The organism is Lacipirellula parvula (assembly GCF_009177095.1).
GTDB classification, from domain to species: Bacteria; Planctomycetota; Planctomycetia; order Pirellulales; family Lacipirellulaceae; genus Lacipirellula; species Lacipirellula parvula.
Genome location: NZ_AP021861.1, coordinates 2743927 through 2765533 on the forward strand (window position 1 = coordinate 2743927; position 21607 = coordinate 2765533).

General features: G+C 61.2%; 19 protein-coding genes. 9 read left to right on the forward strand and 10 right to left on the reverse strand.

The features are described from left to right. Positions 1-61: 61 nt before the first annotated feature. From PLANPX_RS10765 to PLANPX_RS10775, 3 genes are all read left to right on the forward strand, one after another. On the forward strand, positions 62-1624 hold the full coding sequence (locus tag PLANPX_RS10765; protein WP_232536372.1) for a hypothetical protein: 1563 nt from the start codon (positions 62-64) through the stop codon (positions 1622-1624). 96 nt (positions 1625-1720) lie between these two features. Then, positions 1721-3181, forward strand: coding sequence for a sodium:solute symporter family transporter (locus PLANPX_RS10770; protein WP_152098737.1), 1461 nt, complete (start codon positions 1721-1723; stop codon positions 3179-3181). 41 nt (positions 3182-3222) lie between these two features. Next, positions 3223-4266, forward strand: a complete 1044-nt coding sequence (locus PLANPX_RS10775; RefSeq protein ID WP_152098738.1) for an amidohydrolase family protein — start codon at positions 3223-3225, stop codon at positions 4264-4266. On the opposite strand, the gene PLANPX_RS28320 is transcribed toward PLANPX_RS10775, so the two are convergent. The 4 genes from PLANPX_RS28320 to PLANPX_RS10795 form a co-directional block, all read right to left on the reverse strand. Continuing rightward, positions 4263-5417 carry a GntR family transcriptional regulator gene (locus PLANPX_RS28320; protein ID WP_152098739.1) on the reverse strand — a complete coding sequence of 385 codons (1155 nt, stop codon included), beginning with the start codon at positions 5415-5417 and terminating at the stop codon, positions 4263-4265. The genes PLANPX_RS10775 and PLANPX_RS28320 overlap by 4 nt on opposite strands. A 172-nt stretch (positions 5418-5589) precedes the next feature. Beyond that, positions 5590-6387 carry an SDR family NAD(P)-dependent oxidoreductase gene (locus PLANPX_RS10785; protein WP_152098740.1) on the reverse strand — a complete coding sequence of 266 codons (798 nt, stop codon included), beginning with the start codon at positions 6385-6387 and terminating at the stop codon, positions 5590-5592. A gap of 18 nt (positions 6388-6405) precedes the next feature. Then, entirely contained in the window at positions 6406-7407 is a 1002-nt protein-coding gene (locus PLANPX_RS10790; protein WP_152098741.1) for a Gfo/Idh/MocA family protein, read from the reverse strand. Further along, on the reverse strand, positions 7383-8360 hold the full coding sequence (locus PLANPX_RS10795) for a 3-hydroxyacyl-CoA dehydrogenase family protein (RefSeq protein WP_152098742.1): 978 nt from the start codon (positions 8358-8360) through the stop codon (positions 7383-7385). Before PLANPX_RS10795 ends, PLANPX_RS10790 begins: the two co-directional genes overlap by 25 nt. Before the next feature lie 227 nt (positions 8361-8587). On the opposite strand from PLANPX_RS10795, the gene PLANPX_RS10800 reads away from it, so the two are divergent. Continuing rightward, entirely contained in the window at positions 8588-9412 is an 825-nt protein-coding gene (locus PLANPX_RS10800; protein ID WP_152098743.1) for an HpcH/HpaI aldolase family protein, read from the forward strand. On the opposite strand, the gene PLANPX_RS10805 is transcribed toward PLANPX_RS10800, so the two are convergent. The 3 genes from PLANPX_RS10805 to PLANPX_RS10815 are packed head-to-tail and all read right to left on the reverse strand — an operon-like array spanning position 9369 to position 12719. Beyond that, a complete protein-coding gene (locus tag PLANPX_RS10805) occupies positions 9369-10217 on the reverse strand; it encodes an amidohydrolase family protein (RefSeq protein WP_152098744.1) in 849 nt (282 codons plus the stop codon). The genes PLANPX_RS10800 and PLANPX_RS10805 overlap by 44 nt on opposite strands. 22 nt (positions 10218-10239) lie before the next feature. After that, entirely contained in the window at positions 10240-11601 is a 1362-nt protein-coding gene (locus PLANPX_RS10810; protein ID WP_152098745.1) for an aspartate aminotransferase family protein, read from the reverse strand. Beyond that, positions 11598-12719 (reverse strand): alanine racemase, encoded by a 1122-nt coding sequence (locus PLANPX_RS10815; protein WP_172991980.1) that lies wholly within the window; start codon positions 12717-12719, stop codon positions 11598-11600. The genes PLANPX_RS10810 and PLANPX_RS10815 overlap by 4 nt, the downstream gene beginning before the upstream one ends. Before the next feature lie 123 nt (positions 12720-12842). On the opposite strand from PLANPX_RS10815, the gene PLANPX_RS10820 reads away from it, so the two are divergent. Then, positions 12843-13952 carry a dipeptidase gene (locus PLANPX_RS10820; protein ID WP_152098747.1) on the forward strand — a complete coding sequence of 370 codons (1110 nt, stop codon included), beginning with the start codon at positions 12843-12845 and terminating at the stop codon, positions 13950-13952. A 41-nt stretch (positions 13953-13993) separates the two neighbouring features. Here the strand turns inward: PLANPX_RS10820 and PLANPX_RS10825 are convergent, their stop codons facing one another. Next, a complete protein-coding gene (locus tag PLANPX_RS10825) occupies positions 13994-15007 on the reverse strand; it encodes an exo-alpha-sialidase (RefSeq protein ID WP_152098748.1) in 1014 nt (337 codons plus the stop codon). A 624-nt stretch (positions 15008-15631) separates the two neighbouring features. Between PLANPX_RS10825 and hisD the strand changes: the two genes are divergently transcribed. The 4 genes from hisD to PLANPX_RS10845 all read left to right on the forward strand — a co-directional run bounded on the left by hisD (position 15632) and on the right by PLANPX_RS10845 (position 19573). After that, positions 15632-16930 carry a histidinol dehydrogenase gene (gene hisD, locus PLANPX_RS10830; protein ID WP_152098749.1) on the forward strand — a complete coding sequence of 433 codons (1299 nt, stop codon included), beginning with the start codon at positions 15632-15634 and terminating at the stop codon, positions 16928-16930. A gap of 66 nt (positions 16931-16996) precedes the next feature. Then, the gene (locus PLANPX_RS10835; protein WP_152098750.1) at positions 16997-17851 is read left to right on the forward strand and encodes a fumarylacetoacetate hydrolase family protein; all 855 of its coding nucleotides are present in this window, start codon (positions 16997-16999) and stop codon (positions 17849-17851) included. An 87-nt stretch (positions 17852-17938) separates the two neighbouring features. Then, a complete protein-coding gene (locus PLANPX_RS10840) occupies positions 17939-18406 on the forward strand; it encodes a RidA family protein (protein WP_152098751.1) in 468 nt (155 codons plus the stop codon). A 567-nt stretch (positions 18407-18973) separates the two neighbouring features. Beyond that, positions 18974-19573: a CHRD domain-containing protein gene (locus PLANPX_RS10845; RefSeq protein WP_152098752.1), complete on the forward strand. Its 600-nt coding sequence runs from the start codon at positions 18974-18976 to the stop codon at positions 19571-19573. Here PLANPX_RS10845 and PLANPX_RS10850 read toward each other — a convergent pair. Both PLANPX_RS10850 and PLANPX_RS10855 read right to left on the reverse strand, forming a co-directional pair. After that, positions 19570-20361, reverse strand: coding sequence for a hypothetical protein (locus PLANPX_RS10850; RefSeq protein WP_152098753.1), 792 nt, complete (start codon positions 20359-20361; stop codon positions 19570-19572). The two genes, PLANPX_RS10845 and PLANPX_RS10850, sit on opposite strands and share 4 nt — an antisense overlap. Positions 20362-20473: 112 nt before the next feature. Beyond that, on the reverse strand, positions 20474-21427 hold the full coding sequence (locus PLANPX_RS10855) for a DUF1559 domain-containing protein (RefSeq protein ID WP_172991981.1): 954 nt from the start codon (positions 21425-21427) through the stop codon (positions 20474-20476). Positions 21428-21607: the final 180 nt, after the last annotated feature.

Below are 21607 nucleotides of genomic sequence, written 5' to 3' on the forward strand. Positions count from 1 at the left end.
CTGTTGGGGTCCCCATCCTTGACCGAGCAGACGCCGGCAAGACGATCGAGAACCTCGGGGCATGAAGAAAATGCTTACGCAAAACCAGATGGCGAACCAAACCCGCCGGCGGCAGCGGGGGCTATCATGGCTAATCGCCATCGCACTCTGCTGGGCTAGCTGGGCGGAAAGCAGTAGCGCCGAGGGACCGATTGACATTGGTTCGCGCCGAGAACTCTTCGTAGACGACTTTCTCATCGACGACATGCGGGGAACGACGCTGCAGTTGCAGCGTCCCGTGGATCGTGGCCAAGCGTTCGCTTTTGATAAGCCTTGGGAGGGAGAGTTTAGCGGGTACGTCACCGTTATTAAGTCTGGCGACAAGTATCAGGCATACTATCGAGGTTCGGCGGGGAGCGGCTCGAAAAATACGGGCGATCACCAGGTCCTCTGTTACGCCGAGTCGCCGGACGGGATCGTTTGGTCGAAGCCAGAGTTTGAGCTATTTGCCCAAGGCGACGACAAGTCGACCAACGTCGTGCTCGCCAACGTCTCGCCCGACACGCATAACTTTTCTCCATTCGTCGACGCGCGTCCCGGCGTTCCCGCGGCAGAAAAGTACAAAGGAGTCGGCGGTTATCATCAAACGGGACTGCGAGCGTATGCCTCGCCAGACGGCGTGCATTGGAAGGCGTTGAGCGCCAAGCCTGTGCTCACCAGGCAGGAGGTCGGCTTCATCGAAGGGAGCGAGGATCTAGTCTTCGATTCTCAGAACGTGCCGTTTTGGTCTGAGAAGGAGAACAAGTACCTGTTGTTCTATCGAGTCTACGTGGACGGCATTCGTCGTACGGCGCGAGTCGAGAGCGACGACTTCATTCATTGGAGTAAGCCGACGCTCATGGAGTACCGCCGACTGGGCGAGTCGGCGCCGATTGAGCAACTCTATACGAATCAGACGCATCCCTACTTTCGGGCTCCGCACATTTTTGTCGGAACCGCGGCGCGTTTCATGCTTGGTCGTCAGGTGCTGAACGCCGAGCAGGCGAAGGCGATCAAAGTCGATCCGAAGTACTTCCACGACACTTCCGACGCCGTGCTGATCACTAGTCGCGGAGGCAACGTGTACGATCGGACGTTCATGGAAGCGCTCGTTGCCCCAGGGATTGGAGCGGAGAATTGGACGTCTCGCACCAACTACCCGGCGCTCAACGTCGTCCAGACTGGACCGCACGAGATGTCGCTGTACGTCAACCAAAACTACGGACAGCCGACGGCCCATTTGCGCCGCTACAGTTTGCGACTCGACGGCTTCGCCGCGGTGCATGCCGACTATGTCGGCGGCGAAATGACGACAAAGCCGTTGATCTTCGCAGGCGACGAACTGCTCCTAAACTTCGCCACCTCTGCGGCGGGAGGCATCCTCGTGGAAATTCAGGGTGAAAGCGGAAAGCCGATTCCAGGCTTTGCGTCGGCCGATTGCCTGGAACTCGTTGGCAACGAGATCGCGCGGCCAGTCGTTTGGAAGGATGGAAAGCTTGGCGCCCTGGCTGGGCAACCTGTGCGGCTGCGGTTTGTAATGAAAGACGCCGACCTCTTTGCGATACAATTTGACGACGGCGCCGCGGCCGTGGCAGAGTCGAACTAGTTCGACGGCGGAATGAGCCGACGCGGTGCTTTCGCCAGCTAATTACTCTACAACGAGTCGCGTAGCGGCAGACTTTGCCAGGGATACGAGTCGAGAATGCACTGGATCGATCTCACCATTATGGCGGTTTACCTCATCGGCTCGATGACCGCCGGGTTGTTGGCGAGAGGCAAAGACGACGACGTCCAGGACTACTTCACCGCGGGCGGGAGCCTCGGCGGTTGGTTCAACACGATTGTCGTGGGCCTGAGCATCGCGGGGACGTTCTTCTCGGGGATTAGCTTCGTCTCTTACCCGAGCGTCGTTTACTCAAGCGGTGTTCTGCTCCCGGTGTGGGGCGTCGCCGTGGCGCTGCCGGTCTCGTTTCTGTTGCTGCAGTGGTGGTTTCTTCCGCGTTTTCTTTCCGGCGAATGGAAATTTCCCTACGACGTCGTCGAAGCGCGTTTCGGCGCGGCGACGCGCACCGTCGCTGCGCTGCTGTACGTGTTGATGCGCGTCGGCTGGATGGCGGCGATGATCTACGCCCCCACGATCGCCGTGATGACGATGGGCGGCCTCGACGATTGGTGGTTCTGGCCGATCGTGTTGATTACAGGTCTGACGAATACGTTTTATACCGTGTTTTCCGGCATTCGCGGCGTGATCGTCTCAGAGGCGATTCAGATGCTGGTCATTATCGTCGGCATCTCGGCGACGATTGCCTCCGCCTGGATGCAGATTCCCGTCTCCGCCGCGGAGGCGGGCAACCACCTGTGGGAGTCGGGACGGCTGAACGCGCTGAACTTCTCCGTCGATCCCAAAGATGGGCTGACGGTCTTCACGGTGGTCATTGGGCTGACGGTTGCGAATTTGATCAACTACATCGGCGACCAAATGTCGCTGCAGCGTTATCTATCGACCGGGAGCGCTGCTTCAGCTGGCCGGTCGTTCATCGTGAACATTATCGGCGTCGCTATCGTTGTATCGCTGCTGACGGCCGTCGGCTTGTCGATGTTCGCTTACTTTTCGTTCGTGCACGATCCAGCGTTGCCTGCAGACGCCGACCAGGTTTTTCCCCACTTCGTCGCGACGCGACTGCCGGTTGGCGTGGCGGGGCTGTTGCTCGCCGCGTTATTGGCGGCGACGAGCATTCCCAGCGGTATCAACACGTTGGCCGGCGTGTTGACGCTCGATTTCCACGCGCGGTTCAGCGGACAACGCGATCCCGGCGTGCTCGCCTGGTGGGGCAGGGCGTACTCGCTCGTCATCGGGTTGGCCGCGACGCTGGCCGCTGGCGTCGTTTCGTCGCTCGGCACGATTTTCGAGTCATCGCAGATTATTCTCGGCATCTTTGCCGGACCGCTGTTGAGTTGCGTCGTGCTTGCCGTGGGCGGACTACGTTGCCCAGGAAACGCGATGATCTTCGCCATGTTCGTGGGTTGGGCGGCGGGAATCGGGGTGACGTATTCCGACATGGCGGCGTTGTGGGTCGCTCCGACTTCCGCGGGAGTGACGCTGGCGGTTGCGCTTGCCATGCAGCCATTGTTCGGTAAAACGCCTCGCACCGACGTGGCTTAGCGTGCCTTAAACGAGAGGTTGAGTAAGTGGCGGATCGAATCGTGGCTACCGTCGACGCCAAGCCGCCGGCGATTAATCCACTGCTTGCATCGGCGCATCGCGTCGAGGCGCGAGACGCCGACTTGTTCGAGCGTCGCTTGCAGACTTTCGTTCCGCCAGCCGCCTTCGACGTCCACGCCCATCTTTACCCGCTCGTGGCGACGGGAGTCGAAGCAAGCGGAGACGAAGCCGACGTTGGCTTGGCCGTCTATCAGAATCTAATGGGTCAATGGATGGGCGCGCTGGCTCCGAACAGCGGCCTGTTCTTCGGCATGCCGCGGCCTTCGAGCGATTTAGAGGCGATTAATCGCTTCGTTGCGATCGAGGTTGCATCCAGTAACGAGCGCCGTGGCTTGATGCTCATCCGACCTCAAGACGACCCAATCGAGGTCGAGCGTGCGCTGCAAGAAGGCGGCTTCAGCGGGTTTAAAGTCTACCACTGCTTTGCGGATCGCTCGCCAACGATGGAGGCGATGCTTGAGGAGTATCTGCCTGATTGGGCATGGGAAATCGCGAATGCTCAAGAGCTTGTCTTGATGATCCATTTAGTTCGGGCTGAGGCTCTCGCCGACGAGGCAAACCGTCGCTCGCTTGAACGCTGCTTGCGCGCGTACCCGCGGGCCAAGGTAGTTCTCGCTCACGCGGCGCGCGGGTTCTGCGCGCAGCATACGCTCGACGGAATTGACGCGCTCGTTCGGTTCGACAACGTCTATTTCGATACGTCGGCAATCTGCGAACCGCTCGCGTTTGCAGTAATCTTGCAGCGGTTTGGCTCGACGCGGCTGCTCTTTGGCAGCGACTTCCCCGTGTGCATGTTCCGCGGTCGAGTCGTGAGCGTGGCCGAAGGATTCTGCTGGCTCGCTGAGCAGAACTTGCACGGCGGAGAAGCGACCCAAGCGACGCCGACGTTGATCGGCATCGAATCCCTGCTGGCCTTGCAACAAGCGGCGCGGCTGCTGCGGCTGAAGGATGGCGAGGTCGAGCAGATTTTCGGGCAAGCGGCGCGATCGCTGCTCGGAATCACTGCGGCGCCGGCGTGCGGCTAAGATCGGCGACGCGGCAGCACGGTTTCGCCAGGATAAAAGCCAAGCGGAACGGAGAACTGCGTGACGTCGGTGAGCGATCGTTCGCCGCGGTACATTTCGTTGAGCAGCTCCACCGTCATGCTGGCCGTTTTCTGCTCATCGATAGTGACCGCCGTCAACTCCTTCGCCAGGGTCGACGATCGGCGCGCTCCGCCGAAGCTAACCAGCGACATCTGTTTCGGCGTCTCGATGCCTGCACAGGTGAGCGCAAAGCGGCAGGCCTCCATGTCAGAATCCCACGGGTCGATGATTGCCGTCGGCCGGCGATCAGCCGGAAGGGACGTCAGCGTTTTGACGGCTTGCTCGATCTCTTGCATCCGCGAAGGCCCGCCGCCGATCACAGCGGAATTGCCAAGGTGAATCAGTTCTTCAGGCAATCCGCTGCCAATTCGTTCCAGTTCCTGCCGCAGCGCCGCGACGTAGCGATCGACCGCTTGGCTCCGGTGGCTAGCCATAAACGCGATGCGCCGGTGCCCTTTGTCGATCAGACACTTCGCGGCCATCGCGGCGATCTCTTCATACGGCATCGCGATTAGCGGCGCCGAGAAATTTGGGATCGGACGGTGGAGCATGACCACCGGAATGTTTTGGTTATGTAATTGCCGAAAGTGATAAGCCGGCGATTCGCCAACCGAAGAAGGAATGAATGCCACCCCCGCCACACGGTTGTCGAGCAGTTGCAAGATGACGTCGCCTTGGCGCCGGACATCGTTCCCCGTCGTGCAGACGAGGATCTGATGGTGCGTCTCGCCGGCCGCGGCGGCGAATGCTTCGACGAGCGCCGGATAGTGTCCAGTCTGAATTTCAGGAAGCACGATCGCAAACGCGGCGAGCGTCACCTGCGGCCGTTCCGGCAAACGGTCGAGGACCACGGTCCCTTTGCCTGGCAGGCGTTTGATCAGGCCGTCGTGTTCTAATGAAGAAAGAGCTTGTCGCACCGTGCTGCGCGACAGCGAGAAGCGGCGCGCGAGTTCCGGCTCCGACGGCAGGAAACTTTGCGGAGCGTACGAGCCACTAGCGATCTCGGCCGCAAGCACCGTGCTCAGGTGCGCGTGCTTCCGAGAGGAGGTGGCCGGCCCGGCGGCCGTTTCAGATGTCTCGGAGCGGGTCATTTAACAAATCTCGGAGGCCGCCTGGCAAACCCGGGAGCCTGCCAAAGGGCAGGCGGTGCGTGCATCGCCGCTCCGTGTTCGAACTACTGACGCTGGCAAGAGTTTTCGTTGCCCGATGCGAATTTGGAACACCCAATTTTAGGTCAAGCAACCGGACTGGGGAATTGCCTGATTACCAGGCCGTCCAGCCGCCATTTACCGCCAAATCGTGCCCTGTGACGAAGGAACTGGCGTCGGAAGCCAGAAAAACGACGGCGCCTTTCAGTTCATCGGGCGTCCCAATCCGTCCCATTGGTGTTTTTGCACTGAGTCGGAATATCAGGTCCGCCGGGGCTTTTTGCGGGTTCGGAAAGGGGCCGGGGCTGATCGAATTGACCCGCACCCCATCCGGCGCCCAGTGCACAGCCAGGTGCCGGGTGAGCTGCGCGACGCCCCCTTTGAGCGTCTGGTAGGCGACAGGATTGGGGGGCCCGATGCCGTCGTACATCCGCGGATCCGAACTGACCTGGCCGTACATGGAACCCAGCATGATGACGCTTCCCGCCGCCTGTCGCCGGACGACGTCGTCTCGCATCAATCGAGCCAAGGTGAAGTAACCTGCGGCATTCTTCAACTGGGCGGCAAAATCGTCCAGCGTCGCATCGCGCCAAGTTTTCGTCGTCGTTTCATGAGCGTTGTTGACGAGCACGTCGACCTTTCCAAGCGCGGCGGTGACTCGATCAAACGCCGCCGTGATCGACGCTTCGTCCTGGTGATCGAGTGCAACGCCTAGATGCTCCTGCCCGGCAGCTGGCGGCAACTGTGCGGCAAGTTCTTCCGCTCGTCCAAGCGTGCGGCTCGTCACCACGACCGTAGCGCCTGCTTCAGCCAAGCCGCTGGCCATCGCTTCGCCCAAATATCCCGAGGCGCCGGTAAGCAAAGCGACGCGGCCAGTTAGGCTAAACTGTTCGAGGACGTTGCGTGAATTCATCGTGATCGTCTTACTTGTTTAGTTGCCGCACTCTTCCCAGCGTTGGGATTCGAGCGACTGGAGAATAGCCGTGACCGTGCGAAGCGTTGCTTCGCCTTCGGCAAGCGAGCATAAGGGCGCCACGCCTTGTTCGATGGCGTCGAGAAAGGCATCAGCCTGCCGTCGGAAGACGTCGTCCTGATTGTACGCATCGACGATCGTTTCCTGCCACGCGCCGTCGACATCGGTGAGCCACGCAACGCGGCGGCGGTGGAACTCGGCTCGCAGCTGGCCCTTCTCGCCGACGAGGGTGATGGCGGCCTCGTTCGCCGGTTGATGCTGATTGAGGTGGTAGAGCGCCATCGCGTCGCCATGTCTGGCGAGCACGTGGGCCGTGTCTTCCACGTCTACGCCGGTTAGCGCGAGCCGATCCGCATCGGCGGCAACGCGCGTCGCCGGCCCCAGCAACCATTCGACGGCGTTGATCAGGTGCGTTAGCGCGTCTTGAATCGCTCCTCCGCCTGTCGCGCGCGAACGGTAGTACGTACTGGCGTACGCCGGCCGATACGTCGGAAAGCTCTGGCCCGCCGACACGGTGGCTTGCAGCGGGCGGCCAAAATCGATCTCTCGCCAAGCGTCCCTCATCGCAGTCATCACGGGATTGGCGCGGTAGGAATATGCGACGGCTCCAAGCAAACTGCGCTCGGCAAGCGATGATTTTAATTCGGCGACGCCATCGACCACCGTGCTCAACGGTTTCTCCACCAGCACGTTGATTCCGCGCTTGGCGAGAGTCGTCGCCTGCTCCACATGCAGATGCGCGGGCGTCGCCACGACGGCGGCGGTGAAGTCGTTTGCCAGGGCGTCGTCCAAGGATGCGTACGTTTCGCCGATCCCGTAGCGCTCGGCGACCGCCGTTCTAAGGTCGGCGTTGGGTTCGCAGATGGCCAGCGTCGTACGGTTGGTCGCGCCAAAGCAACGAACATGGCGTTCGCCGATCGAACCGACCCCCACGACTAGCGTGCGTCGTCGCGTCGACATGCCGCACCCTCCTTCGCCATTTCTTCAACCCACTCGCGAACCTTCCAGACGGAGTTACGGAACCGATCTTCCCACATCTTCACTTCGTCGTCGGTGTATTCGTAGAAGCCGCGACGATCCGCCACGCCGCGGAGGCCCGCCTCCATCATCGACTGCATCGTGGGCGAAATAGTTGGCGAGTTGTCGAGCGTTGGCAGTACGTTCGACATTGTGCGGCCGTAGAGGGCCGGGCCGCCAGTAAGGTCGATCCAGCGGAAGGGTCCGGCGAAGCTGGCCCACAAGCCGACGGAGTTGCGAAATGAGCGGTCGATCGTCTCCGCATCGGCGACGCCTTGCTCGAGTAGACTAAGCGCTTCCCGATACATTGCGTAACCAAGCCGGTTCGCAACGAAGGCCGGGAAGTCTTGCAGAATCATCGAAGGCTCTTTGCCGCATGATTCCGCGAGCGCGATCGCTCGTGCGAATGCCTCGTCCGAAGTCTGTTCGCTGCGAATCAATTCAATAAATCGCGTCGCGTACGCCGGCTCGGCCCAATGCATGCCGAGAAATCGTTCCGGATGCTTTCGCTGGCTTGCCACCGTCGAAACCGGCAGCGACGACGTGTTCGTGGCGACGGGGACGTCTGCGGCGATGCACGCCTCCAGGCCATCGAAGAATTCGCTTTTCACGGCGGCGTCTTCCGTGACCGATTCGATGACGAACGTCGCGCTAGCCAACTCTTCGACGGTGCTGGCAAACGTGACGCGGCTCCGCCATTCATCTGTTAATGACGCTCGAAAGCCGGCTCTCAAGATCAGCTCGCGCATCGCTTGATCGACGTACTTTTCCGTCTCGGTCTTCAACTCCTGAGAACGGTCGAACGCGATGACGCGATGCCCGAACGCCGCCAGGCACGCGACGATTCCTCGTCCCAGAAAGCCAAGTCCCGCAACTCCAACAATCTCGTCTCGCATGTATGTTCGCGCCTCCAGTCTGTTCCATGAGCGCAGCACGTGCGCATCGCATAGCGCGCACGTTGCATTCTTCAATTCTCCACAATTGAGCGTCGCCGCTCTCTATTGTCGCTGAATCTCTCTTGCTATGATCACATAAGCGGCTTAAAAAACGCCGTGTTATCCTAATTCAGTTCGCTGCGCAACCGCGCGGTTTGAAAACAAGCGGCAACAGGAGCTTCCAGGCAATGAAGATCAACGGCATCAAACAGCGTTTGGCGAAGAATGAACCGAGCTTCCTGACGACGCTCCACTTGTTTGATCCTGCCGTTTACGAAATGGCCAGCATGATCGGCGTCGACGGCATTTGGATGGATATGGAACATCGCACGTTCAGCATGGAAACGGCCCAGCTGCTGCTGACCGCCACCCGTGCGGGCGGCGACGCCGACGTGCTTCTCAGAGTCTCTCGCGGCGAAATGTCGAGCGTCACCCGCGCTCTCGAATGCGGCGCTCAAGGCGTCATTTATCCCCGTTGCGAAAGCCCCGAAGAAGCTCGCGAAGTCGTCCGCAACGCCAAGTTCGCTCCGCTCGGCCAGCGCGGTTGCGACGGCTGGAACCGCGATGCGCCGTTCGGCACGATGCCGCTTAACGACTACATTGCGGCTGCCAATGAACAGACGCTCGTCGTGATCCAAATCGAGTCGCCCGCGGCCCTCGAGCTCGCTCCGGAGATCGCCAAGGTCGACGGCGTCGACGTCTTGATGTTCGGCCCCGGCGATTACAGCGTGCTGGCCGGGGTGCCCGGACAGATGCGCAGCTCGGCCGTTCTCAACGCCAGCCGTCGCGTTTGCGAAGCGGCTCTCAGCGCCGGCAAGCACTTCGCACAGCCCGCCGGCTCGCTGGAAGCGGCCGAAGAGCTGATGGCGATGGGGGGACGGATTATTTTTCACGATGCCGACATCTTGATGGTGAACCGCGGGCTTCGCGCAATGCAGGAAATGTTCAAGCCGTACCGCTCTGATTCGGCTAAGGCTCCAACGCCAGCAGTCGCAAAGCGTCCCTACGAATGAGGCCCTCAATCGCCTCTTCGTTGAGGCGGGGGAGCGACGTGCTGCGAACCATGTCGTTCAGGCCGCGCAACCCCGCCATCGTGCCGTTGACCGTCGTGAACGGGTAGTCGGTTCCTAGCAGCAGCTTGTGCCAGACGCCGTACTCTTGCACGAGCATCAAGCTGTGGAACAACTGCCACGGTCGGTAGTAGAGCGCGCTGACGTCGGCGTAGACATGTTCGTGCTTGCGAATCACCGCGATGCATTCCCCTTCGTAGGGATGCCCCAAGTGGGCGAGGATGATCCGCAGCTCGGGGAAGCGAATCGCCACGTCATCGATGTGTCGCGGCAACGTGCACTCCAGCACCGCCTGGCTGACAAACGTCGTCCCAGCATGCAGCAGTACCGGCAGGCGATGCTTGTTCGCGTACTCCCATAGCGGGTCGAGCGAGCGATCGTTCGGCCGAAACCCCGCGTACATCGGCAGCAGCTTGATGCCACGGAGCTTTAGTTCCTCGCAGCCGTACCGCATCTCGTCTTCCCAGCCCGGCTGCGTCGGATCGAGACTCATAAACCCAATGAGAATGTCAGGCCGCTGCGCAACGAAAGCCGCGACGTAATCATCGGGAATCCAAACGCCGCTGAGCTTCGCCTTCCCGCCAAAGACGAGCGCCCGAATGTCGGCAGGGGCATTCGCTAAGTAATCGTCGAGGCGAACGCTCAGATCGACTTCGACGCCCGCGCGGGCGCGAAGGGCGTCCTTGCGAAACGCCGCGGTGAAATGATTCTGGTAATCCCAGGCATGGGTATGAACGTCGACAACCATCGTCTTCTACTTTCCTTGATCGTTAGGCGTTGTTGAGCGAACCGATGGCGTCGTCCATCATCTGCAGCGTGAACTCAATGTCTTCCGCGGTGTGGGCGAAGCTGATGCTTCCCTGCTTCGTCGGCGTCGGGAAGTAGTAAACGCCTCGCTCGATCAGCAGCGAACGCAACTTGGCGTCGAGCGCGAAGTTATGGCCGGAGATGATCTCCCACCAGTTGCGCGGCGGTTCCGGCAAGAAGTAAAACGAGTGAGCGCTCCCTTGCCGCACCACCGTGGCCGTCAGGCCGTGGCGGTCGAAGCATTCCGCCAATCCGTCGGTCAGCCGCTCGGACAAGCGGTCGAGGTAGCCGTACACGTCGAGTTCAGGGTCGGCGAGCTTTCGCAAGCAAGCGAGCGTCGCCGAAACGGTCACCGGATGGGCGTTGTACGTTCCCGCGATGAGCACCCGCCGCGTGGCGTCGCTGCTCATTGCAAGCTCCATCAACTCTGTTTTCCCCGCGAGGGCGGCGATCGGGAAACCATTGGCGATCGCTTTCCCAAACGTCGACAGATCGGGCGTCACGCCGCACACTGCCTGATATCCGCCGAGCGCGGCCCGGAAGCCGGTCTTCACCTCGTCGAAGATCAGCTTAAAGCCGTAATGATCGGCCAACCGCCGCAGTCCGGCGTGGTAACCAGGGTCGGGCTTCACGATGCCAATATTTTGCAGCACCGGCTCCGTGATCAGCGCCGCGATCTCGTAACGCCGCGCAATGTTCTCGACGGCTTCGAGATCATTGAATTCCACCGGATGGAGCAACGCCGCTTCCCCCTTCGGAATTCCGGCAGTGATCGGATTGAGCGGATACTCGCCCCCCGCCGCCTGCCGTCCGCCGAGCATCTCGACGCTATCCATCAGGTTCGCGGCGACGACGTTCTGATTCCCGTTGTAACTCCCCTGAATCAAAATGACATGCTCGCGTCCCGTCGCCGCCCGCGACACGCGAATCGCTTGCGCCGTCGCTTCGGAACCGGAGTTCAAAAACTGCACCCGCTCCGCCGTCGGCACGCATTGCAAGAACAGCTCGGCGAGTTCGCCCTCTTGCTCAGTCGGGCCCGAGCCGAAATTGCTCAGCTGATCGGCGAACGACTGATTCACCGCGGCCTGCTGGTCGGGATCGTTGTGCCCGAGGATGTACGGCGCGAAGCCGGCGTGGTAGTCGACGTACCGATTGCCGTCGACGTCCCACAGATACGCCCCCGCCCCTCGCGCGAACGCCAGCGTCTGGCTCGTGCGGCGATTCACCGAAGCCATGCCGCCGGGGATGAAGCGGCTGTTCCGTTCCAAAATCTGCTGAGACTTGTCGCTCACCTTGCGAGAGGGAAGCTGCGAGACGTTGCTCATCGAACCATACCTCGGGCGTCTATCGTTAATTCTTGGAGAGAACCTTCACTATCGAACCACCATGCCGAGTCCGTCAGATTGATCGTCGGACAGACGTGGTTAGGAATCACCGAAACTCGCTCGCCGACGCGCGGCGTCCGTTCGCACCGTGAGACGTCGATTTGGCCATGCTCTTCGCTGAGAGCCGTGACGACCGCTTCGGGGTACTCGACGACGAAGCCATGCCCAGACGTCGGCGCCGGAATGCAGCGATCAGCGGCGAGCGCTTTGGCGCCGGCGTCGATTACCACCTGCCCCGGCACGGCCGTGCTGACGACAGTCGCGATCATTCGCACCGCACAATCGTGCAGTCCGCAGAAGCCGCCGCGGACGGTGTTCATGTCGTTGAACACGTAGGTGCCGGGGCGAATCTCGGTAACGCCCGGCATCAAATGCGAGTTGAACGCCGTGGGCGTTGACCCGGCCGAAACGATCCGCGGCGTCATGCCGATCGCAGCGAGCGCGCCGATGCATGCCTGCACGAACTCGCCGGCGGTCTGCAGCGGCGCCGCCTGCTCGGCCGGCTTCACCCAAATATGGCCGGGATAGCAAAACAATCCATCGAACCGCAGTTTGTCGCTTGCGGCGATCAACTGCGCGAGCATGACGCATTGCTCAGGATTGCTCGCGCCGGTGCGATGCATGCCGACGTCGGCGTCGACGAGCACGCCGACCCGTCGCCCGCGTCCCGGCGCTGCCGCCGCCAGGCGCTCGATCGCCTCCGCCGAGTCAGCCGCGACGAGCACGTCGCCCCGTTCCGCGAGTTCGCCAATCGCTCGCAAGCTGGCAGGCGTGATTGGCGGGTAAGCAATGAGAATCGGCGCACCGAGCGGCGCCATGACGCGCGCTTCGCCCGGCTTGGCGACCGTCAGTCCCACAGCGCCTGCGTCGAGTTGCAGCTGCGCGATCCGCTGCGACTTGTGCGTCTTCGTATGCGGCCGCAGCGCGAGTCCATGCGACGCGCAATAGGTTGCCATGCGCTCGATGTTCCGCTCAACGAGCGCGCCGTCGATCGCCAAGCAAGGCGTCGCCAAGCGCGCGTCGTCGCGGACCGACTGCAGTCGGTCCAGTGCTCGCAATTCAGTGGTTTTCGACGCGGTATTTGCCGCAATACCAGATATTTGGGCTGACATAAACTAATAAGCGACTATATCCTGAACGTTGGCGGAAGTGGTCACGTACTCGCACTGCAGCTCGCAACGATGAAACTCATTGCCGATAGCCATCTCGATCTGGCGTGGAACGCCCTGTTGATGAACCGCGACCTGACGTGGCCGATCGCGGAGCTCAACGCTCGCGAAGCGGCTCACCGCGACGCCCCTGGCCGCGGCTGTGCGACGACGACGCTTCCCGAAATGCGTCGCGGCGCCATCGCTATTTGCCTCGGCACGCTTGTCGCCGGGGCCTCCTCGCAAGGTAGCGCCTCGCGTTTCACCTTCGCCTCGGTCGACGTCGCCAACTCCGTCGCCCGCGGCCAACTCAACTACTACCAGCGCCTCGCCGCCCGCGGCGAGATTCGCCTCATCGGTTCCGGCGTGGAACTCGCCGATCACGTCGCGCGTTGGCAAGCGGCCGACGAAGCGACTCGCGCTGCGCTGCCGATCGGTCTCGTCGTCGCCTTCGAAGGCTGCGACGCCGTCACCGCTCCCGCAGAAGCGGCCGATTGGTTCAAGCTCGGTCTTCGCTGCGCGAGCCTCGTTCACTACGGTCACGGTCGCTACGCCGGCGGCACCGGCACCACGGCGCCCCTCACCGATCTCGGCCGAGAGCTCCTCGCCGAATTCACCAGCCTCGGTATTCTGCTCGACGTCACTCACCTCAGCGATCTCGCCTTCGAGCAAACGCTCGACGCCTTCGGCGGCGTCATCTTCGCCAGCCACCAAAACTGCCGCGAACTCGTCCCCGGCGGCCGCCAATTTTCCGATTGGCAACTGCAGCAAGTGATCGCTCGCGACGGCGTCATCGGCGTCGCCGGCGACGCCTGGATGCTCTCCGCCAAGTGGCCGTCGCAAGCCTCCGGCGAGGCAAAGCCCTCGCGCGAGATCGTTCCCATTTCGACGATGGCGGATCACATCGATCATATCTGCCAACTCGCCGGGAACGCGCTGCACGCCGCGATCGGCAGCGACCTCGACGGCGGGTTCGGCACCGAGCAGACGCCGCATCAGCTCGATACGATCGCCGATCTGCAGCGGCTCGACGCGATTCTTTCGCAACGCGGTTACTCGACGGAAGACGTTGATCGCATTCTCTCCGGCAACTGGATTCGCTTCTTGCAGCAGCACCTGGCGAACGTGCCGTGCGGCGGCTGAGCGATTGGCTAAGCCGCGGCACGACGTCATCGACGATCGCATCACTTCTCTTGGGGCAGCTCGATCTTCGCCAAGTAGATTTGCGTCTTTCCCTCGTGCGACGAGTAGTAGCTCATCCACAGCAGCCCCTCGTGCCACACCAGGCCGGGGTAGCTTGTGTCGCCGCCGGAAGGGAGCTCTAGCAGCGGCGTCACGTGGCCCGATTCGCGATCAATCTTTACGAGCGCCGTTACCGGTTTCGGATTGTGAATACGCCCCGCGGCGACCCATTCGCCCGAGGGAAGCTGCAGCAAGTTCGGTCCGCCGATGAACCGGTCGAGCTCCTTCCACTTCCACTCGGTGTAGGGGGGAACCGCCGCGCCCAGGAACGCAAAATTTCGCTTCGAGTCTGTGCGGTGGAGGCAAAGCGCCTCGCCATCTCGGCCGAACCGGATTCGCGCCTCGGTCGGCCACTTCGAATCGGCGAGGAACTTTTCCACCACCGGTTTAAAATGCACGCCGTCCGAACTGTTGAGCAGGCTGCTCACGTTCATTCCCTTCGGGGCAGGGTAGGCGACGCCCCAAGCCACGTTGTCGTGCCAAGTGACCGCCCACATCCAGCGGCCCATCTCGCTGATTAGCTCCGGCTGCGTCCAATTGGCGCCGTCAGTGGAGAAGTAGACTAGCGAGCCAGTCTGCCGCTTCCCGTCGAGGACTTGCGCCGCCCCGGCAACCAGCATTAATTTTCCTTCAGGCGTCACCGACAGGCTGGCATCGCGCAGGTCGTATGTGTCGTGCTTGATCTGTGAAAGCGACGTCCATTGCTCCCCGTCCTTCGAGTGAAGGATGCGGATAGCTCCCTGGCTGCCGACATGATTTTGCCCCTCGCGGAAGCCGCAAATCCACTCGTCGCGCCAGCGGAGCAGGTCGGTGAATGCACTGTGCGGGGCTTCTCCCCAGATTCGCTGGACAGAGACGAGGCGGGCTTGTGGAGTCGCTTCTTCCGCGCGGGAGACTGGCTGAAGTAACAGCCAGGTCGCAATCAGTAGCGAGACGCGGCTTAGTATCGTGAGCATCGTGGACGGCCTCGATTGGCGAAGGGACTTACCGGCAAACGTCGAGTGCAATGCGGAGAAGTAGAGAAAGTGGAGCAGCGGGCGTCGTAGCAGCCTGCGATGAGCAAGTGTCGAGCCCGTCTTTGACCGAGGTTTCGATTCAAAACTAAGCAAACTGGAGGGGCGGTTGTCGAGGGTGCATTCTCCGAAAGAGAAGCGTCGCGCGCCGCAAATGAAGTGCGGAGCACGTCGCTCTTCCTGCGTGGAGCTGGCTTGACACCGTCATCACCACGGATATCATACAGCCTGTTCGTACCGGCTGTCTAGTGTTTTTGGAAGGGCAGAAGGCAACTTGGCGGCAGGCGTTTCCAGGGAGTCGCCACTTGTTAGCGTTGCTCTCAAGTCGCTCGCTGATCTCCCATCGATCGGCCACCCCGCCAATGCGGCTGCCCCAATTGACTTGATGCTCTTCCACCGCGGGCTTCGAACAGGCAACTGATAGTCATGAAGCGCGGGATCCATCTTTGATGGGGGGAGTTCCTCTCGCTGCCAATTTGCTAGCGTCTCCGCGGCGCCTTTCGGCACAGCAGTTCCACGGCCGCTACTTTTCTAACTCCCGCAAGTCACTCCCTTCAACAGTGAACGATGGCGAACTACTTCAAAACAGCGCTTGCGCAAGACACATGCCAGCTCGACAACGATGTTCAGCGAAAAGTCGAGGCAATGCTCGGCGACGTCGCCGCGCAAGGCGATGAGGCGGTGCGGCGGTACTCGCGGGATCTCGATCAGTGGGAGCCAGCCAATTTCCGATTATCGCCCGCCGAAATCGAGCGTTGCTACGAGGAAGTGAGCGACGAAGTCCAAGCAGACATTCGCTTTGCTCAAGCTCAGATCAGAAAATTCGCCGAAGCTCAACGCAGTGCGATTCGCGACGTGGAAGTCGAAACGCTGCCTGGCGTCGTGTTAGGGCATAAAAACATTCCGGTTGCCAGCGTCGGTTGCTACGTCCCCGGGGGACGTTACCCGATGGTCGCCTCGGCTCATATGAGCATCGTAACGGCCAAGGTCGCCGGCGTTGGCCGCATCGCCGCCACGGCGCCTCCCAGCGGCGGACGTCCCCACCCGGCGATCGTCGTGGCAATGGACATGGCGGGCGCCGATGAAATCTATTGCCTCGGCGGCGTTCAAGCTGTTGCCGCGCTCGCCCTCGGCACGGCGTCGATCAAACCGGTCGACATGATCGTCGGCCCCGGCAACGCCTATGTCGCCGAAGCGAAGCGGCAACTGTTCGGCCGCGTCGGCATCGACCTGCTCGCCGGACCTACCGAAACGCTGATCATCGCCGACGAAACGGTCGACGCAGAAATCTGCGCGGTCGACCTGCTTGGTCAGGCGGAGCATGGTCCCAATTCCCCGGCAATTCTATTGACGAACTCCCAAAAGTTGGCGGAGGAAACGGCACGAGAGGTCGAGCGGCAGCTGCGCACGCTGCCCACCGGCGACGTCGCGGGGCGGGCGTGGCGCGACTACGGACAAATCATTGTCTGCGATTCGGACGAAGAAATGCTCCGCGTCGCCAACGAGATCGCTTCCGAGCATGTGCAGGTGATGACCGCCGATCCTGAGTATTTCCTCAATAACATGGTCAATTACGGCTCCTTATTTCTCGGCCCCGAAACGAACGTGGCGTACGGTGACAAGGTGATTGGCACCAATCACACGTTGCCGACGCGAAAAGCGGGACGTTACACTGGCGGACTCTGGGTGGGCAAGTTTCTCAAAACCTGCACCTACCAGCGCGTCGCGCCCGAAGCCTCGGCCATGATCGGCGAGTACTGCTCGCGACTGTGTGCTTTGGAGGGCTTTATGGGCCATAAGGAACAGGCCGACATCCGCGTGCGCCGCTATGCGACGGCGAACGCTGCGTCGGGCGCGTCGCGCTAACGTTCGCAGCTTCACTTGATTAGCTACCCTCCCGACCGACCGTTCGACCACGGCGACCCGATTGTCATGAAACTCATTCGTTTTGGAGCGCCCGGCGCAGAACGCCCCGGCGTTGAACTGGAAAGCGGCGTTCGGAAAGATTGCTCGCAGCACTTCGCCGACTGGAACCGCGATTTCTTCAATGCCGATGGGCTCGCGCGACTTGCTCAGCTTGTCGAGAAACGAGCCGATGAACTGCCGAACGTCGCTTCGACGACGCGGCTCGCCGCTCCGGTCGCTCGGCCAGGCAAGGTGATGTGCATCGGCCTCAATTACTCCGATCACGCCGCAGAGTCGGGCATGCCCATTCCGACCGAGCCCATTCTGTTCCTGAAAGGCTCGAACACCGTCGTCGGCCCGTACGACGACATCCTCATTCCCCGCAATAGCCAGAAGACCGACTGGGAAGTGGAACTCGGCGTCGTCATCGGCTCGGACGCCCGATACCTCGCTTCGGAGGAAGAGGCGGAGCGTCATATCGCCGGCTACTGCATCTCGCACGACGTTTCCGAACGCGAGTTCCAGCTCGAACGGGGAGGGCAGTGGACCAAGGGTAAAAGCTGCGACACGTTCAATCCGCTGGGCCCCTACCTTGTGACGCGCGACGCCGTGAAGGCGCCCGGCTCGCTGCAAATGACGCTCTCCGTCAACGCCGAGCGGATGCAGAACGGCAGCACGAGCACGATGATTTTCTCGCCGACGTATATCGTTCACTACCTGTCGCAGTTCATGACGCTCGAGGCGGGCGACGTCATCACTACCGGCACGCCCCCCGGCGTCGGCCTGGGGCAGAAGCCGGCGCGGTACCTCCGCGCCGGCGACGTCGTCGAGTTGGCGATCGAGGGTCTTGGCGCCCAACGTCAAACCTGCCGCAACGCTTAATTGCCCTCGCGACTTTCAGTCTCAACGAGCTTCAGGGTCAACAGAACGCCCCGCGCGTTCCTCGCCCATCACTGTCGGAGATTTCCCTTGAGCCCCCGCGATCAACGCCTGCAAGATCTTGGTTTCCCGCTCGAACGCACGACGCCGGAAGGAACGCTTGTTGATCCGCTGACGGTCGATGGCGACATTATTTACGCATCTGGCCAAGTCCCCTTCGACGGCGACGCGCTCGTTTCCGTGGGCAAAGTCCCGTCGCAGATCTCCAAGGAAGCCGCCACCGCCGCTGCCGCCCTGTGCGCCGCCAACGTCCTGCGGGCCGTTCGCAAGCATCTCGGCTCGCTCGACGAAGTCGAACGCATCGTCCGCATCACCGGCTACGTCAATTCCGACCCTGACTTCACCGAGCAACACCTGATCATCAACGGCGCCTCGCAACTTGTCCGCGACGTCTTCGGCGAGGCGGGCCGCCACGCTCGGACGGCGCTGGGCATGGCACAGCTGCCTCTCGGTTCGTCTGTGGAGGTAGAAATGATCCTCCGCATGAAGAGCAAGTAGTCCGCTCTTGCTTGTTTTTACGGTCGCATAATACTTGGGCCGGCGTGCTGCGCGGATTTGCGCGATTGAGCAGCAATCGAGGCGCCCACTTCTAGAAGCAAATTCCCCGTCAGCCGTGAGGCCGCGTGGTTGAGTCGCTGCCAAACGGCGCCGTGCAATTCGAGGGTCGATACGAGAACGCACGGTCGCCGTCGGGCAAACGACCAGGAAGACGCTCTATCTTTTGCGAGAATGGCCGAGCATGCCGAGCGAGCGTCTCCCACAAGTGCATATGTGCCGAACGAATGAATTGCTTGCAGCCAATTTGTATGCACGCCTGGAAAATTTAATTCGCTGCTAGTGCAGTGCAGTTCAACGAGCGCTAGTTCGTGAAGAAGTGGCGACCCTGCTTTCGCAAGAAGTCGATCGACTCGCAAGAGCCGCTCCACCGGCAGTGGCCAATCAGAACCGAATGCGCTCAATTTCCGGGGCTAGGGTTTTTAGAGCGATCTCCGTGGCAGTGCAAGATTTCCGGGCGGAGGCGACATACGCTCCGCGTACTGACTTCACTCCACGGAGGCTTGGCTGATGAGAATTGCACTACTGTTTGGCTGCGCTGCGATCATTTTCGCTTCGATGGAAGCGGCGTTCGCGCACACGTCGATTTACACGACCACGTTGAGCGGCCCCAACGAGTTTCCCGCTAATCCGTCGCTGGGGACCGGAACCGCGAAAGTCACCGTCGACTACGATCTGCTCACCATGCGGGTGCAAGCGACGTTTAGCGGGTTAAGCGGCAACACGACGGCGTCGCACATTCATGGGCCCATTCCAGCTCCGCCGGCCAACCCGCTCGCTGGGGTCGCGACGCCGACTCCCTCGTTCCCCGGATTTCCGCTGGGCGTGCAGTCGGGAAGCTATGATCAGACGTTCGATATGACGCAAGCATCCAGCTTCAACCCAGCGTTCGTGACGGCAAACGGCGGTACCGTAGGGACGGCGATGAATGTGTTCTTTGCCGGGCTCGACGCCGGCAAGATGTATCTCAACATTCACACGACGAACACTCCTGGCGGCGAGATTCGCGGCTTCTTTACTCTCGTGCCTGAACCCTCGACGTTGGGCCTTGGCGTCGTCGGCCTCTTGGCAGGCGCCGCTTTCCGCCGGCGTGCATTGGCAATCGCTTAGAGACAATTTCGTCGCCGTCCACGAAACCGGCTGGCGCTTACCGCGGCGATAATCGCCGATGTGAGCGCCGCCGGCTCGGGGACGGCGCTGACCGGCGCCGAAGAACCGAATGCTCGTTGCCAAATGAGGAAATCTGCGCCGTCGGTGTCTCCATCGTTGTCGGCGTCGGAATCTTGATTGACGCCGAAGTCGCCTCGCCATTGCTCAAGATCGAGCCCGTCGACCTTCCCGTCGCTGTTAAAGTCTCCGGCAATGCTGGGGCCGGCGAGCACCAAGTCGAGGCTGTAGTTGACGACGTTGTCGGTATCCTGAATCAGCAGCGTGTAGTCGCCAGCAGCCAATGGCCTCGCGAAGCCAGGCGTAAAGGGAGCGACGCTCATGTCGATGAGCAAGTCGGCCCCTACGCCAGAGCTGCCTTCGGCAGCGATATGACTCCAGCCGAGCAGTTTCGAGGGATCAACGTCGAAGTCGAGTCCAGCCGTCCAGGTTGTCCCCGCGCCGAGGCCAACGAAGGAGACGGCGTTGAATGGATTGACGTAGGACGCGAGCGTGAGCGACGTCAGTGAACTCCCGACTGGAACTGAGAAATGAATCAGATCGAAATCGCCGGCGCCCGCGCTGCCGACGACTAGATTTGATCTAGAGTCGAGAACAATTGTGGTGGGAAGCGTTGGCGTTCCCGAGAGGTCCGTCAGCACAGACTCGTCGTAATTTGCGCCCATCGTCGTGCGTGGCGCGAGAACCAGGCTGGAGACTAACAACGGAGCGATCATCAATCGGCGACGCATTGGTTTCGGCCCTGAAAGTTTCTCGGAGTACCGATGAAACTATGTCGCCGCGGGCCGCGGTCATTGCACGCATGCGTCAACAACAGCGTTGACAACGCAGAATCTAATCAGATCATTCGTCGCTGGCGACCGTCGACATGGCGCGATAGAGCTCAGGAGCAATCTGCTCTTCAAGAAACTCGACATGGCCGTCGGCGAACGCGAATAGTGCACCGTTAGGATGATAACTTCCCATGGCGCCGTTCTGGCGTTCATAGGAGTCGCCGTGGCCGGGCGGGGTATTGATGGCATACTCCGTGGTGCGCAAGCAGTCGGCATTCAGGCGGGCGTATGTCCAGGTATTGGAAGACTCCCAAACATCGGACATCAGGACTTCGCCGAGAAGCATCGTCCGCGAGAGCCCGTCGGCGACTTCGCTCGCTCGCCGCGGAATCACATAGAGGAACATCCCGTCATTTTCGTACTTGGCGACGGCGCGCGGCGCCGCGGGGCCCTTTGTTCCTTGGACGAAGCAGTAACTGCCAGTGGCGGCCAAGACGGGCGCGTAAACCTCGCTGACGGCTGCTGAGTCGTCGCTTGGGCAAACAAAGATCGGCGGGCGCTGCATGACGCCTTCAGCTTTCTCCGGACTGGAAAACCATCCCAGATCATCGATATTGCGGTTCCACAGCCCTCCTTGGCTAACATTGAGCTGCGCGTAAAGCGGCTCTTGTTCCAGATACGGCAGGAGCGTCACAAATCCGCTGGCGGCTGTCTTACGCGCCACAGGCAACCCTGGCGGGCACGCGGAAACGCCGGTGGTGTCGTCACAGCCCACTCGTCCCGCTGGGAAATGGCGAATTTGAGCCTCGTACTGCGCGGTCGCTAGGGCCAGCTGCCGGAGATGATCGCCGCAGAGTTGCCGCCGCGCTGCTTCTCGCGCTGCTTGAATCGCGGGCATCACGATCGCTACCAGGCTGCCGACGATCGCAGTGACGACCAGCAATTCGACTAACGTGAAGGCTTGCCTTACGCACGCATCGCCTTGTCCGCGGGCAGCGTCTGTCGTCGATCTGGAGTTTTCCATTGCAGACATCGCCGCAACTGTGACTGATTAGCCGCGCTGGCGGCGCAGCAGGTCGAGACAAGCTCTCGTCAGACTATCAGATTCAGCAGGAGAATGCAGGTAAATTCGTCGCCGCGGAATTTTGCAAGATTGGCGTCGCTTGGGCACATTGGTACGGCAGAGCGATAGAATTTGGGCAAT

Bases quoted from the DNA above. Each gene is read 5' to 3' on its own strand.
- PLANPX_RS10785 (WP_152098740.1), bottom strand. From the start codon at position 6,387: ATGAATTCACGCAACGTCCTCGAACAGTTTAGCCTAACTGGCCGCGTC.
- hisD (WP_152098749.1), top strand. From the start codon at position 15,632: ATGGCGAACTACTTCAAAACAGCGCTTGCGCAAGACACATGCCAGCTC.
- PLANPX_RS10770 (WP_152098737.1), top strand. From the start codon at position 1,721: ATGCACTGGATCGATCTCACCATTATGGCGGTTTACCTCATCGGCTCG.
- PLANPX_RS10765 (WP_232536372.1), top strand. From the start codon at position 62: ATGAAGAAAATGCTTACGCAAAACCAGATGGCGAACCAAACCCGCCGG.
- PLANPX_RS28320 (WP_152098739.1), bottom strand. From the start codon at position 5,417: ATGACCCGCTCCGAGACATCTGAAACGGCCGCCGGGCCGGCCACCTCC.
- PLANPX_RS10805 (WP_152098744.1), bottom strand. From the start codon at position 10,217: ATGGTTGTCGACGTTCATACCCATGCCTGGGATTACCAGAATCATTTC.
- PLANPX_RS10835 (WP_152098750.1), top strand. From the start codon at position 16,997: ATGAAACTCATTCGTTTTGGAGCGCCCGGCGCAGAACGCCCCGGCGTT.
- PLANPX_RS10820 (WP_152098747.1), top strand. From the start codon at position 12,843: ATGAAACTCATTGCCGATAGCCATCTCGATCTGGCGTGGAACGCCCTG.
- PLANPX_RS10810 (WP_152098745.1), bottom strand. From the start codon at position 11,601: ATGAGCAACGTCTCGCAGCTTCCCTCTCGCAAGGTGAGCGACAAGTCT.
- PLANPX_RS10855 (WP_172991981.1), bottom strand. From the start codon at position 21,427: ATGGAAAACTCCAGATCGACGACAGACGCTGCCCGCGGACAAGGCGAT.
- PLANPX_RS10845 (WP_152098752.1), top strand. From the start codon at position 18,974: ATGAGAATTGCACTACTGTTTGGCTGCGCTGCGATCATTTTCGCTTCG.
- PLANPX_RS10800 (WP_152098743.1), top strand. From the start codon at position 8,588: ATGAAGATCAACGGCATCAAACAGCGTTTGGCGAAGAATGAACCGAGC.
- PLANPX_RS10795 (WP_152098742.1), bottom strand. From the start codon at position 8,360: ATGCGAGACGAGATTGTTGGAGTTGCGGGACTTGGCTTTCTGGGACGA.
- PLANPX_RS10825 (WP_152098748.1), bottom strand. From the start codon at position 15,007: ATGCTCACGATACTAAGCCGCGTCTCGCTACTGATTGCGACCTGGCTG.
- PLANPX_RS10790 (WP_152098741.1), bottom strand. From the start codon at position 7,407: ATGTCGACGCGACGACGCACGCTAGTCGTGGGGGTCGGTTCGATCGGC.
- PLANPX_RS10850 (WP_152098753.1), bottom strand. From the start codon at position 20,361: ATGCGTCGCCGATTGATGATCGCTCCGTTGTTAGTCTCCAGCCTGGTT.